This is a genomic window from Pseudomonas acericola (SeqCode), from assembly GCF_053456465.1.
On sequence record NZ_JBRFJB010000003.1, the window covers coordinates 1 to 12,575 of the forward strand.

The 12,575-nt window shown below is 60.8% G+C and carries 12 protein-coding genes; 9 read left to right on the plus strand and 3 right to left on the minus strand.

Annotation, left to right across the window (positions count from 1 at the left end):
- Positions 1–452: T6SS phospholipase effector Tle1-like catalytic domain-containing protein (locus ACU688_RS12025; protein WP_448184867.1), on the plus strand; the 452-nt coding region annotated here is incomplete at its 5' end.
- An 8-nt stretch (positions 453–460) separates the two neighbouring features.
- On the opposite strand, the gene ACU688_RS12030 is transcribed toward ACU688_RS12025, so the two are convergent.
- Positions 461–1,408 (minus strand): DUF1853 family protein, encoded by a 948-nt coding sequence (locus ACU688_RS12030; RefSeq protein WP_448184868.1) that lies wholly within the window; start codon positions 1,406–1,408, stop codon positions 461–463.
- Between the two features lie 145 nt (positions 1,409–1,553).
- Here ACU688_RS12030 and ACU688_RS12035 point away from each other — a divergent pair, with 145 nt between their 5' ends.
- The 8 genes from ACU688_RS12035 to ACU688_RS12070 all read left to right on the plus strand — a co-directional run bounded on the left by ACU688_RS12035 (position 1,554) and on the right by ACU688_RS12070 (position 9,828).
- Entirely contained in the window at positions 1,554–2,444 is an 891-nt protein-coding gene (locus ACU688_RS12035) for an NAD(+) kinase (RefSeq protein WP_003217892.1), read from the plus strand.
- A complete protein-coding gene (locus ACU688_RS12040) occupies positions 2,444–3,415 on the plus strand; it encodes a metallophosphoesterase (protein WP_448184869.1) in 972 nt (323 codons plus the stop codon). The genes ACU688_RS12035 and ACU688_RS12040 overlap by 1 nt, the downstream gene beginning before the upstream one ends.
- Positions 3,412–4,287, plus strand: a complete 876-nt coding sequence (locus ACU688_RS12045) for a rhomboid family intramembrane serine protease (RefSeq protein WP_448184870.1) — start codon at positions 3,412–3,414, stop codon at positions 4,285–4,287. Before ACU688_RS12040 ends, ACU688_RS12045 begins: the two co-directional genes overlap by 4 nt.
- 13 nt (positions 4,288–4,300) lie before the next feature.
- Complete coding sequence (locus ACU688_RS12050) at positions 4,301–4,561, plus strand: YeaC family protein (protein ID WP_124529683.1); 261 nt, start codon at positions 4,301–4,303, stop codon at positions 4,559–4,561.
- A complete protein-coding gene (locus ACU688_RS12055) occupies positions 4,558–5,388 on the plus strand; it encodes a DUF2797 domain-containing protein (protein WP_124529685.1) in 831 nt (276 codons plus the stop codon). Before ACU688_RS12050 ends, ACU688_RS12055 begins: the two co-directional genes overlap by 4 nt.
- Positions 5,389–5,401: 13 nt before the next feature.
- Complete coding sequence (gene pepN, locus ACU688_RS12060) at positions 5,402–8,059, plus strand: aminopeptidase N (RefSeq protein ID WP_448184871.1); 2,658 nt, start codon at positions 5,402–5,404, stop codon at positions 8,057–8,059.
- Positions 8,060–8,064: 5 nt separating this feature from the next.
- Positions 8,065–9,171 carry a cell division protein ZapE gene (zapE, locus tag ACU688_RS12065; protein ID WP_448184872.1) on the plus strand — a complete coding sequence of 369 codons (1,107 nt, stop codon included), beginning with the start codon at positions 8,065–8,067 and terminating at the stop codon, positions 9,169–9,171.
- A 165-nt stretch (positions 9,172–9,336) separates the two neighbouring features.
- Positions 9,337–9,828, plus strand: coding sequence for a GNAT family N-acetyltransferase (locus ACU688_RS12070; RefSeq protein ID WP_448184873.1), 492 nt, complete (start codon positions 9,337–9,339; stop codon positions 9,826–9,828).
- A gap of 95 nt (positions 9,829–9,923) precedes the next feature.
- Here the strand turns inward: ACU688_RS12070 and ACU688_RS12075 are convergent, their stop codons facing one another.
- Positions 9,924–10,145, minus strand: a complete 222-nt coding sequence (locus tag ACU688_RS12075) for a hypothetical protein (RefSeq protein WP_448184874.1) — start codon at positions 10,143–10,145, stop codon at positions 9,924–9,926.
- 153 nt (positions 10,146–10,298) lie between these two features.
- On the minus strand, positions 10,299–12,536 hold the full coding sequence (locus ACU688_RS12080; RefSeq protein WP_448184875.1) for a TonB-dependent siderophore receptor: 2,238 nt from the start codon (positions 12,534–12,536) through the stop codon (positions 10,299–10,301).
- Between the last annotated feature and the right edge of the window lie 39 nt (positions 12,537–12,575).

Genomic DNA, 12,575 nt, shown 5'->3' on the forward strand with positions numbered 1-12,575 from the left:
ACTCACGTGCGTGGTTCATGCACGACGCGCTTGATACGCGCGAGCTGTGGGCAGGCTATTTTTTCTACCGCATGACCTATTTTGGCAACGACAACAGCCGCGCGCTGTCGCCTGTGGTGGTGGCCGGACGGGTGTTGGGTATCGCGATGATCGCCGGCGCGACGGTGTACGGTATCAAGCGCAAAGGTGCAGTGGGTGGGCTGGGTGGATTGGCTGCTGGAATCGGTGGCGCGACTATTGGTTATCAGGTCATCGACAAGGCGCGGGGTGTTGTGGTGCCGTTCCTGCCGGATGCCGAGAAGGTGCTGCAGCCCACCACGCATATCGGCCAGGTAGCGGGCGAATTGAAGCAACAGATTGTCCAGGATGACTTGAGGCAGCGCATTGAGCAGACCAGCGCCATGTTGCGAGCGGCGGGCAGTCTTTTCGAACCTGGAGTGGGGGTAGCCTGATGATGAGGCTAGCTATTGCCCGGCACATCCGGCCACAGATCCGCCACCAAAAACAACCGCTCCGCCTCTTCCCAATCCCCACCCACCTGCACCATCCGCACCAACAACTGCGCCGGCGCCATCGGCTCAAGTGCTGCCAGCCAGCCTTGCATCTGCGCTTCACTCCACACATCACTCGCACCATAGTGCGCCGGCGCCAGCCAAGCATGGCGGGGTAGGGGTTGCCAGCGGCCTGGCGCGTTGGCGTTGACAAAGTCTGGCCAATCCCGTTGATGCAGCCAGCGGCCACGCAGGTGCTGCGGATGGGCACCAACCGGGGCTTGGGCCAGGCCGGGCCAGGGGTAGAGCAAATACCCGCCCAGCCATAAATGTGCTTCGAACTGCTGGATATCCAGCGCGGCCAGTGCTTCGCGGCTTTCCGGGCGTGCAGAGATCGGCAACTGATGCTGGGCCAGATGCGCGAGCTTGCGGTCCAGCCGGTCATGGCACCCAGGCCCCAGCCACAACGCGCTGTCCTGGCCGTTGCCGTCCTGCGGCCCGAGGTAGAGTTTGATCGCCAGCTCCAGGTGATGCACGCCGTCACGGTCGCGCAGGAGCATATCCAGCTCACCGAGGGTATGCCCGCCACGGCGGATGGGCAGGTTGGCGGCCAGCAGTTCCACGCCCGGCGCATGCTGTACGGCGAATTGCCACAACCGCTCGTAATACAGGCCCAGGCGCCGGGTGCGGGACAGGCTCAGCCAGTGTTGCAAGGCGCGGCTGTCTTGATCGAGGTTACGTAGCCAACGCTCAAGCAAATCGGGCGCCTGTACCCAATCGCTGCCCGCCAACGGATGGCGTTGCGGCCACGGTGTCTGCGCGAGCATCGGCGGGGCGAGCATCACCCACGCGAGGTCGCGCACCTCAGGGTGGCGCAACTGGCGGGGCAGGTTGTGCAGATCCGGGAACACAGTCATGGTCCGAGCATAGCCGCTTAAGTGTCTTACAGATGGATGAGAACCATTGTCATCAAGGCTTCGCGGCGACAAAGGGTTTTGCCTGGGGCGGCCTTTCGCCCATAATCGCGGTTTTCCGCCACACCGCACATCCCGCAGGAGCCCCATGGAGCAATTTCGCAATATCGGCATTATCGGTCGCCTGGGCAGTACCCAGGTGTTGGACACCGTCCGCCGGCTGAAAAAATTCCTGCTGGAACGCCACCTGCACGTGATCCTCGAAGACACCATCGCCGAAATCCTCCCGGGCCATGGCCTGCAAACCTCGTCGCGCAAGATGCTCGGCGAAGTCTGCGACATGGTCATCGTGGTCGGCGGCGACGGTAGCCTGCTCGGTGCCGCCCGTGCGTTGGCGCGGCACAACGTACCGGTGCTGGGGATCAACCGTGGCAGCCTGGGGTTTCTCACCGATATTCGCCCGGACGAGCTGGAAGTCGAAGTGGCCAAGGTGCTCGACGGCCATTACCTGGTGGAAAACCGCTTCCTGCTGCAGGCCGAAGTGCGCCGCCACGGTGAAGCCATCGGCCAGGGCGACGCCCTCAATGACGTGGTGCTGCACCCTGGCAAGTCCACGCGGATGATCGAGTTCGAGCTGTATATCGACGGTCAGTTCGTCTGCAGCCAGAAGGCTGACGGCCTGATCGTCGCCACGCCGACCGGCTCCACCGCCTACGCGCTGTCGGCCGGTGGGCCGATCATGCATCCCAAGCTGGATGCCATTGTGATCGTGCCGATGTACCCCCATATGTTGTCCAGCCGGCCCATCGTGGTCGATGGCAACAGTGAGCTGAAAATCGTGGTGTCCAAAGACATGCAGATCTACCCGCAGGTGTCCTGTGACGGGCAGAACCATTTCACCTGCGCCCCCGGTGACACCATCACCGTGAGCAAAAAGGCGCAGAAGCTGCGGCTGATCCACCCGCTGGACCACAACTACTACGAAGTGTGCCGCACCAAGCTGGGCTGGGGCAGCCGCTTGGGGGGTGGAGGCGACTGATGCTCGATCCCGCGCGTAGCTACGACCTGATTGGTGACGTGCACGGTTGCGCTCATACCCTTGAGCACTTGCTCGACCAAATGGGTTACCAGAAGATCGGCGGTGTCTGGCGGCATAAGTCGCGGATGGCGGTGTTCCTCGGCGATATCATCGACCGTGGCCCGCGCATTCGTGAGGCGCTGCATATCGTCCACGACATGGCCGAGGCCGGGCAGGCGCTGTGCATCATGGGTAACCACGAGTTCAACGCCCTCGGTTGGACCACGCTCGCGCCACCGGGCAGTGGCAAACAGTTTGTGCGTGAGCACAACCCACGGCATGCGCGGTTGATCCACGAAACCCTGACCCAGTTCGAGCACCACCCGGCCGACTGGCACGACTTCCTCGGCTGGTTCTACGACATGCCGTTGTTTGTTGATGCCGGGCGTTTTCGCGTGGTGCATGCGTGCTGGGATGACGGCTTTATCGCGCCGCTACGTGCGACATTCCCGGACGGCTGCATTGACCCGCACTTCCTGCAGGCCGCCGCCGTGCCTGGCAGTTTTGCCTGCAACGCCTTTGACCGCTTGCTGCGCGGCACCGATATGCGCCTGCCGGATGGTTTGACGCTGACCGGCGGCGACGGGCTGACGCGCTCGTTCTTCCGCACCAAGTTCTGGGAAGACGACCCGAAAACCTACGGCGACATCGTGTTCCAGCCCGACGCGCTGCCTGACCCGGTGGCGCGTACGCCGTTGTCATCCACCGAAAAAAATTCCTTGTTGCGCTACGGCGTCGATGAACCGCTGTTGTTCGTCGGCCATTACTGGCGCAGCGGTAAACCGGCACCCATCCGCGAGAACCTGGCCTGCCTGGACTACAGCGCTGTGCTGTACGGCAAGCTGGTGGCTTATCGCCTGGACCAGGAAACCCGCCTGGACCCGAACAAATTTGTATGGGTCGACGTTGAGCGCCCTGAGGTTATCCAATGAGTACCGTGGCTGTATTGCGCTTGCCCCTGAGCGTCGATTTGGGCGGTTTCGTCCAACTGTTGCAGCGCATGCAAGTGCCCCATCGCGTCAGCGAGGAAGCGGGTGAGCAAGTGCTGTGGGTGCCCGAGACCATCAGCGACGACGTGCGCGTGCTGTATCAGCGCTTTCCCGCCGGTGACCCGGACCAGCAGTTGGACATTCCCGAGCAGCCGCAAGCGCCGGTGACTCGCCCAAGTTTTGTGCAGCAGGTACGCCACAGCCCGGTGACGGCGCTGGTGTTGCTGGCGAGCATCATCGTCGGCGCCGTGACCTTGCTCGGTGACAACCTGCAAGCCATGGCCTGGCTGACCTTCCTGCCGTTTCGCATCATGGGCGAGTACATCCAGTTCACGCCGCTGGCCGACACCCTGGCATCGGGCCAATGGTGGCGGTTGGTCACGCCGATGCTGATCCACTTCGGCATCCTGCACCTGGCCATGAACGGCATGTGGTACTGGGAGCTGGGCCGGCGCATCGAAGTGCGCCAGGGCAGCATCAACCTGCTGGGCCTGACCCTGTTGTTCAGCCTGGTCTCCAACTACGCTCAGTACGCTTATGGCGGCCCTGGCCTGTTCGGCGGTTTGTCCGGCGTGTTGTATGGCTTGCTCGGGCATTGCTGGATCTTTCAATTGCTCTCGCCAAACCCGGCCTACCGCCTGCCCCGTGGGGTGCTGGTGATGATGCTGGTGTGGTTGGTGCTGTGCCTGTCGGGCCTGGTCTCGATGATCGGCTTCGGCGAAATCGCCAACGCGGCCCATGTCGGTGGCCTGGCTATCGGTTGCCTCACAGGTTTGCTGGGCGGTTTGTACAACCGTCGCAAAGCTTCTATTTGATAAGGAAGAGCTTATGTCCTCTTTTGCTGAAATGATCGAAAACATCACCCCGGACATCTACGAGAGCCTCAAGCTCGCCGTGGAAATCGGCAAATGGTCCGATGGCCGCAAGCTCAGCGCCGAGCAGCGTGAACTGTCGTTGCAGGCGATGATTGCCTGGGAAATCCAGAATCTGCCGGAAGACCAGCGTACTGGCTACATGGGCCCGCAGGAGTGTGCGTCCAAGTCCGAGCCGGTGGCGAACATCCTGTTCAAGTCGGATGCGATCCATTGATTGAAATTGGTCGCGGTGCAGTCAGCAAAATGTCGGCGCAACTCGGTGAGCCGACCGTTCAGTACGCGTTTCGCCTGGGCGATGTCGAGGTGCCGGTCAACCCGTTGATCGGCAGCCATATCCGCCTGGAATACCTCGGCGCCATCCATTGCAGCCATTGCGGCCGCAAGACCAAGACCAGCTTCAGCCAGGGGTATTGCTATCCCTGCATGACCAAGCTGGCCCAGTGTGACCTGTGCATCATGAGCCCCGAGCGTTGCCATTACGACGCCGGCACCTGCCGTGAGCCGGGTTGGGGCGAAAAGTTCTGCATGACCGACCACGTGGTCTACCTGGCCAATTCGTCGGGGATCAAGGTCGGCATCACCCGCGCCACCCAGCTGCCGACCCGCTGGCTGGACCAGGGCGCCAGCCAGGCGCTGCCGATCATGCGCGTGGCCACGCGCCAGCAGTCCGGCTTCGTCGAAGATGTGTTTCGCAGCCAAGTGGCCGACAAGACCAACTGGCGCGCGCTGCTCAAGGGCGATGCTGCGGCGGTGGACCTCAAGCACGTGCGCGATGAACTGTTCGCGTCCTGCGCCGAAGGTATCAGCGCGTTGCAGGACCGCTTCGGCCTACAAGCCATCCAACCAGTGACCGACATCGAGCCGATAGAAATCCGCTACCCGGTGGAGCAATATCCCGCCAAGATTGTCAGCTTCAATCTGGACAAGAACCCGATTGCCGAAGGCACGCTGCTGGGGATCAAGGGCCAATACCTGATCTTCGACACCGGCGTTATCAATATCCGCAAATACACGGCCTACCAGCTCGCCGTGCATCAGTAGAAGGATTGCAAGCATGCGCACCGAACAACCGAAGATGATTTACCTCAAGGACTATCAGGCGCCGGACTACCTGATCGACGAGACCCACCTGACCTTCGAGTTGTTCGAGGACCACAGCCTGGTCCACGCGCAGCTGGTGATGCGCCGCAACCCTGAGCGCGGCGCTGGTTTGCCGCCGTTGGTGCTGGATGGCCAGCAACTTGAGCTGTTGAGCGTGAACCTGGCGGACCAGGAACTGACGGCCGCTGATTACCAGTTGAGCGACAGCCACCTGACCGTGCAGCCGAAAAGTGCAACGTTCACCCTCGACACCACGGTCAAGATCCACCCGGAAACCAACACCGCCCTGGAAGGCCTGTACAAATCCAGCGGCATGTTCTGCACCCAGTGCGAAGCCGAAGGTTTCCGCAAGATCACCTACTACCTCGACCGCCCGGACGTGATGAGCACCTTCACCACCACGGTGATCGCCGAGCAGCACAGCTACCCGGTGCTCCTGTCCAACGGCAACCCGATTGCCAGCGGGCCTGGCGAAGACGGCCGCCACTGGGCGACCTGGGAAGACCCGTTCAAGAAACCGGCGTACCTGTTCGCGCTGGTGGCCGGTGACTTGTGGTGCGTGGAAGATAGCTTCACCACCATGACCAACCGCGAAGTCGCGCTGCGCATCTACGTCGAGCCGGAAAACATCGACAAGTGCCAGCACGCCATGACCAGCCTGAAAAAATCCATGCGCTGGGACGAAGAAACCTACGGCCGTGAGTACGATCTCGACATCTTCATGATCGTTGCCGTGAGCGACTTCAACATGGGCGCCATGGAAAACAAGGGCCTCAATATCTTCAACTCCAGCGCCGTGCTGGCCCGCGCCGAGACCGCCACCGACGCTGCGCACCAGCGCGTCGAGGCCATCGTCGCCCACGAGTACTTCCACAACTGGTCGGGCAACCGCGTGACTTGCCGCGATTGGTTCCAGCTGTCGCTCAAGGAAGGCTTCACCGTCTACCGTGACTCGCAATTCTCGGCCGACATGAACTCGGCCACGGTCAAGCGCATCCAGGACGTGGCGTACCTGCGCACCCACCAGTTCGCTGAAGATGCCGGCCCGATGGCCCACGCGGTGCGCCCGGACAGCTTTATCGAGATCTCCAACTTCTACACCCTGACCGTGTACGAAAAGGGTTCGGAAGTGGTCGGCATGATTCACACCTTGCTCGGCGCCGAAGGTTTCCGCAAAGGCAGCGACCTGTACTTCGAACGCCATGACGGCCAGGCCGTGACCTGCGACGACTTTATCAAGGCCATGGAAGATGCGAATGGCGCCGACCTGACTCAGTTCAAGCGCTGGTACAGCCAGGCTGGCACGCCACGCTTGGCGGTCAGCGAGTCCTACGATGCTGCGGCAAAAACCTACAGCCTCACTTTCCGCCAGAGCTGCCCGGCCACCCCGGATAAAGTTGAAAAACTGCCGTTCGTGATCCCTGTGGCGTTGGGCCTGCTGGACGGGAAGGGCGCAGGTATTCCTTTGCGCCTGGCCGGTGAAGCCACTGCGGGCGACACATCCCGCGTGATCTCGGTGACCGAAGCCGAGCAAACCTTCACCTTCGTTGATATCGCTGAGCAGCCATTGCCGTCGCTGCTGCGCGGTTTCTCGGCGCCAGTGAAGCTGAGCTTCCCGTATAGCCGTGACCAACTGATGTTCCTGATGCAGCACGACAGCGACGGTTTCAACCGCTGGGATGCGGGTCAGCAACTGGCGGTGCAGGTGTTGCAGGAGTTGATCGGCCAGCATCAGGCGGGCCAGCCGCTCGCGCTGGATCAACGTCTTGTCGACGCGTTGCGTACCGTGCTGCGTGACGCAACGCTGGATCAGGCGATGGTTGCGGAAATGCTCTCGTTGCCGGGCGAAGCCTACCTGACCGAAATCAGCGACGTGGCGGACGTCGATGCCATCCATACCGCACGAGAGTTCGCGCGCCAGCAACTGGCTGAGCAGTTGTTTGACGACTTGTGGCAGCGTTACCAGGCCAATCGTGAGCTGTCGAAGAAAACCCCTTATGTGGCCGCCGCCGAGCACTTTGCCCGTCGTGCCTTGCAGAATATTGCACTGTCCTACTTGATGCTCAGCGGCAAGCCGCAGGTGTTGGCGGCGGCGCTGGAGCAGTTTGACGCCAGCGACAACATGACCGAGCGCCTGACGGCGCTGGCGGTGCTGGTGAATTCGCCGTTTGAAGCCGAGAAGGCCCAGGCCCTGGCGGTGTTTGCCGAGAACTTCAAGGACAACCCATTGGTCATGGACCAGTGGTTCAGCGTCCAGGCCGGCAGCACGTTGCCGGGCGGGCTGGAGCGGGTCAAGGCGTTGATGGAGCACCCGGCGTTCACGCTCAAGAACCCGAACAAGGTGCGCGCACTGATCGGCGCATTTGCCGGGCAGAACCTGATCAACTTCCATGCGGCAGATGGCTCGGGTTATCGCTTCCTGGCTGACCTGGTGATCCAGTTGAACGGTTTCAACCCGCAGATCGCCTCGCGCCAACTGGCGCCGCTGACCCGCTGGCGCAAATACGACAGCGCGCGCCAGGCGCTGATGAAGGCCGAGCTGGAGCGCATTCGTGCCTCCGGTGAACTGTCGAGCGATGTGTTCGAGGTGGTCAGCAAGAGCCTTGCGTAAAACCCATGGCGTTTGACTCACCCCGCGCGGCCTATCAGCACGCCATCGCCCAGCAGGGATTCGTCGCCGACGAAGCCCAGCGTCGGGCGGTGGATGCGCTGCAAGCCTGCCATGAAGCCCTGCACCAAGGCCGTTCACTGATCACCGGGGTTTACCTGTGGGGGCCGGTGGGCCGTGGCAAAACCTGGTTGATGGACCAGTTTTACCAAAGCCTGCGGGTGCCTGCGCGGCGCCAGCACTTTCATCACTTCATGGGGTGGGTGCATCAGCGTTCGTTTCAGCTGACTGGCATCCAGGACCCCTTGCAGGCGCTGGCCCGCGAATTGGCGCAGGAGGTACGCGTACTGTGCTTTGATGAGTTGTTCGTCAATGATATCGGTGACGCAATCATCCTCGGACGTTTGTTCCAGGTGATGTTCGAGGAAGGCGTGGTGATGGTGTGCACGTCCAACCAGCCGCCCGATCAGTTGTACGCGGGCGGCTTTAATCGCGAGCGTTTCCTGCCGGGTATCGCGGCCATCCAGCAGCATATGCAGGTGGTGGCGGTGGACGGTGCTGAGGATCATCGTTTGCACCCAGGCCAGGGCGTACAGCGTTACTGGGTGAAACGGCCCGATGCGCTGGCCGAAGTGTTCAAGCAATTGACTGCGGGGCAGGCCGTGCGCAGTGGGCCGGTCAGTGTCGGCTACCGCTCGATTGCTGCCGTGCAGTCCAGTGATAGCGTGCTCTGGTGCCGCTACGCCGATCTGTGTGAACAACCTCTGGCGGCGATGGACTTCATGCAGTTGTGCGATCGTTTTAACGCCATCCTGCTCGGGGAGGTGCCCAACCTCAGCGCGCAAAAACGCCCTGGGCGCATTGCGCGCGGCACCGAAGATGGTGTCCAGCGTGTCGAGGCGGGTGATCGGGAGTTGCCCGAGTTATCGGTGCACGATGACAGTGTGCGGCGCTTCATTGCCCTGGTGGACGAATGCTACGACCGCAAAGTGCCGTTATTCATCGAGGCCGAGGTGCCGTTGGAGTGCCTTTACACCGAGGGTTACCTGGAATTTGCGTTTCGCCGCACGCTGAGTCGCTTGCAGGAGATGCAATTGCAGCGGTTTGGGGTGTAAGGAAAATCCCCAGCAGTAGGCCGTTTACGCGTGTTCATGCGTAGCAGCTACGTATTTTCAGTCGGGAATTTGTAGTTAATCTCCTTCATCTATCGCCTGCACCGCGCTTACAATCGTCCGCCTCAAAGGGAGATGACTCCCGTGTGGTCGCTATCGAGGAAGGCAATGGACACCCCGGACATTCTGGTGCTGCAAGCCAGCTATACCAATCCCGTACACGCCGAGGCGATCAGCCAGGTACTCAACCATTACGCCGAAGACCCGATGGGCGGTGGTCACAGCCTGCCCGCCGATCTGTTGCAGCAATTGCCTGGCGAGTTGGCCAAGCGTGCGCATGCGTTCAGCGTCCTCGCGTTTGTCGGCGGCGAGCCGGCGGGGCTGGTCAATTGTTTCGAAGGATTCTCGACCTTTGCTTGTCGCCCGCTGGTCAACGTCCACGATGTGGTGGTGATGAATCAGTTTCGCGGCCTGGGGTTGAGCCAGAAAATGCTGCAAAAGGTCGAAGAAATCGCCCGGCAGCGCGGTTGCTGCAAGATCACCCTGGAGGTGCTTGAAGGCAACGCAGTGGCGCAGTCGGCGTATAAGAAGTTTGGTTTTGATGACTCAAAGTTTGATCCCGCACACGGGCGCATGCTGTTTTGGCACAAACCACTGTAAGTTGTTAGTTGATTTAAGTTTAAAAAAAGGCGCCAGAATCTGGCGCCAAGTTGCCCTGGTCAAAGGAGCGGAATGACAAGGGAGTTACGCGGTAATCAACTTTTTGGTTGTGGCTCGTCGCGGTCTTGAACAGCAGGCACTGCTTTTGAATTTTTCACATTGGTGGCAGCCGTTTGTTCGGTCTTGCTGTTTTGCTGGTCTTGCATGAGTTTGAAATTGGCATAGAACTCCCGCGAACGCTCGGCGCCACCTTCAGCAAAGGCAGCGGCAGAGGTCAGGGTCATCAGGCCGGCAAGCATCAAAGTAGAGAGTTTCATCGTCGGTATTCCCAAAAGTGTTTGATTGGCGTCTGTTCGCTTGATCAGACTCGTGGGGCCGATTATGTGCAGGCTTTATTAAGTGAATCTTAAGTGCGCAGCCGCGAAAATTAACGACTTCGTTAAGTTTCGCGGCTGCGCAGGCAAGAGGATTTAAAGTTTCCAATCCAGAGCCAGCGTAATAGAGCGCGGGTCACCCCAATACACGCCATTGTAGAAGCCGACGCGTTCGTAATATTTTTTATCAAATAGATTATTTACGTTAACGGATGCCGACACGTGCTCGTCGAACTGGTAGCGCGACATCAGGTTGACCACGGTGTAGGCCTGTTGGGTGATCTTGGCGCGTTCGGTGTTCAGGTAGCCTTCCGTGTCCCGGCCGCCGCTTGGGCGATCGGCGAACTGGTAGAAGTCGCTCTGCCAGTTCACCGCGCCGCCAACGGTCAGCCCACGCCATTCGCCGGGCAGGCGATAGGACGTCGAGACTTTCAGCATGTTCAACGGCACGTTGGTATTGCTGCGTTGTTTATCGCCGTTCAGCGAGTGGGTGTAGCTGTAGCCCGCCGTGAGGTTCCAGTCCTGCATGACCTCACCTGACACCTCGGCTTCAAACCCTTGGACCTTGCTGCCTTTGCCCCCGGATGTGTAGAACTGTTCGCGGGTGATGGGGTCGGGTTTTGCGGCATTATCCAGTTCGGCGACGTTGTCCTGGGTGCTCCAGAAATACGCGGCCGCCAGGTTCAGGCGCTCGTTGAGCAGGCTGCCTTTCAGGCCGAGTTCATAATTGCTGCCCACCACGGGCTCCAGGTATTTCCTGCTGACGTCACGCACGCTTTGTGGGTTGAAGATGTCGGTGTAGCTGGCATAAACGGTGTACTCCGGCGTGATGTCGTACAGCAGGCCGGCGTAGGGGGTCCACATGTCGTTGTGGGTCTGGCGGGTTTTTGGCGCGCGGGTCAACTGGAAGTTGGCGTCATATTCCGGCGAGACGCTTTCGATGTCCCAGCTGCCATAACGGCTGCCCAGTACCGCGTGCAGTTTTTCGGTGAGGCTCAAGCGCGTGGCCAGGTAGCCGGCTTTTTGTTTCTTGCGCGAGTGCTCGCCTTGCAGGTTGGTGGTGCGGTCGGGGAACTTGGCGATGCCGCCCATGTGCTTCCAGTCTGCGATGTTCTCGTACCCATCCGGTGTTTCAAAACGCTGGTAAGGCGAAGAGTCGCGCTGCTCGGATTCGCCGTAACCCACCATCAACTCATGTTCACGACCTAGCAATGAATAGGTGCCATTGAGATTCAGATCGACCACATCCATTTTCGACGTGCCCACCATCTGGTTGGTCCAGGCGGTCATGCCGCTGCCATCGGGGTTGGGAAAACCCGAGCCGCCGTAGTACACCTTGCCATCCGTGTCGCTTTGCCGGTGAGTGTAAGCGGCCTTCAGGCGCCAATCCGCAGACAGTTTGTGGTCGATGGAGGCGAAGGTCGTCTTGTCCTTGAGCGGCCAGGAGCTCCAATCGGCCGCCAGGTTGGCCGAGCGTGAGAGCCGCGCCTTGCTGCCGTCGCTGTTCCAATAGGGCAGGGTGCCCCAGGAGCTGCCTTGCACATGCTTGTTCTGGTAATCAAAGCCTACGGCAACCACGGTGTCGTCCGTCAGGTCGCCTTCGAGAATGCCGTAGCCGACTTCCCGTTGCAGTGCGTAGTTGTCGCGAAAGGACTTGCTGTCACGGTACGCCAGCACCGTACGCCCGCGCAGCCGGCCGTCAAATGCCAGCGGCCCGCCCACATCCAGGTAGCTGTAGTAATTGTCATGGCTGGCGCCGCTGACGCCGGTCTGGGCTTGCCACTGGGCGGTGGGGCGCTTGCGAATCATGTTGACCGTGGCCGAAGGGTTGCCGGCGCCGGTGGTCAGGCCGGTGGCGCCACGGACCACTTCAATGCGGTCGTAGATGATGGTGTCGGCGTCTGACTTCATGCGCCCGAAGGTGTTCAGCATGCCGTCGATCTGGAAGTTATCGATCCCGTAGCCGCGGGATGAATAGCCCGCGCGATCCGAGTCCAGATGCTGGACGGTAACGCCCGTGGTCTGGCGCAGTACGTCCGTCAACGTATTGAGATTGAAATCATCCATCTGCTGGCGCGTCACCACCGAGATGGATTGCGGGGTTTCCTTGATGGACAGGTTCAGGCGCGTGGCGGTGCTCATCGAGCCCGTGGTATAGGCGCCGGTGTGCTCGGTGGTAGCGCCGAGGCCTTCGGCGGTGATGCTGGTGCTGCCCAGCTCCAGGGCCTTGGCCGGTGCGGGTTCGGGGTCGGTTTCAGCCAGCAGGCCAGGGCTCAGCACGACGCTGGACAGGCCAAGGGTGAGGGTCATGGAACGGGTGAAAGGCGCGAACATCGCGGAAGACTCCTTGTCGTCTTTGCGGCCTTCTCGGTA

What these genes read in the sequence shown, in the direction of transcription:
- ACU688_RS12080 (WP_448184875.1), bottom strand. Translation starts at nt 12,536, where the DNA reads ATGTTCGCGCCTTTCACCCGTTCCATGACCCTCACCCTTGGCCTGTCC.
- ACU688_RS12030 (WP_448184868.1), bottom strand. Translation starts at nt 1,408, where the DNA reads ATGACTGTGTTCCCGGATCTGCACAACCTGCCCCGCCAGTTGCGCCAC.
- zapE (WP_448184872.1), top strand. Translation starts at nt 8,065, where the DNA reads ATGGCGTTTGACTCACCCCGCGCGGCCTATCAGCACGCCATCGCCCAG.
- ACU688_RS12035 (WP_003217892.1), top strand. Translation starts at nt 1,554, where the DNA reads ATGGAGCAATTTCGCAATATCGGCATTATCGGTCGCCTGGGCAGTACC.
- pepN (WP_448184871.1), top strand. Translation starts at nt 5,402, where the DNA reads ATGCGCACCGAACAACCGAAGATGATTTACCTCAAGGACTATCAGGCG.
- ACU688_RS12070 (WP_448184873.1), top strand. Translation starts at nt 9,337, where the DNA reads ATGGACACCCCGGACATTCTGGTGCTGCAAGCCAGCTATACCAATCCC.
- ACU688_RS12045 (WP_448184870.1), top strand. Translation starts at nt 3,412, where the DNA reads ATGAGTACCGTGGCTGTATTGCGCTTGCCCCTGAGCGTCGATTTGGGC.
- ACU688_RS12075 (WP_448184874.1), bottom strand. Translation starts at nt 10,145, where the DNA reads ATGAAACTCTCTACTTTGATGCTTGCCGGCCTGATGACCCTGACCTCT.
- ACU688_RS12040 (WP_448184869.1), top strand. Translation starts at nt 2,444, where the DNA reads ATGCTCGATCCCGCGCGTAGCTACGACCTGATTGGTGACGTGCACGGT.
- ACU688_RS12050 (WP_124529683.1), top strand. Translation starts at nt 4,301, where the DNA reads ATGTCCTCTTTTGCTGAAATGATCGAAAACATCACCCCGGACATCTAC.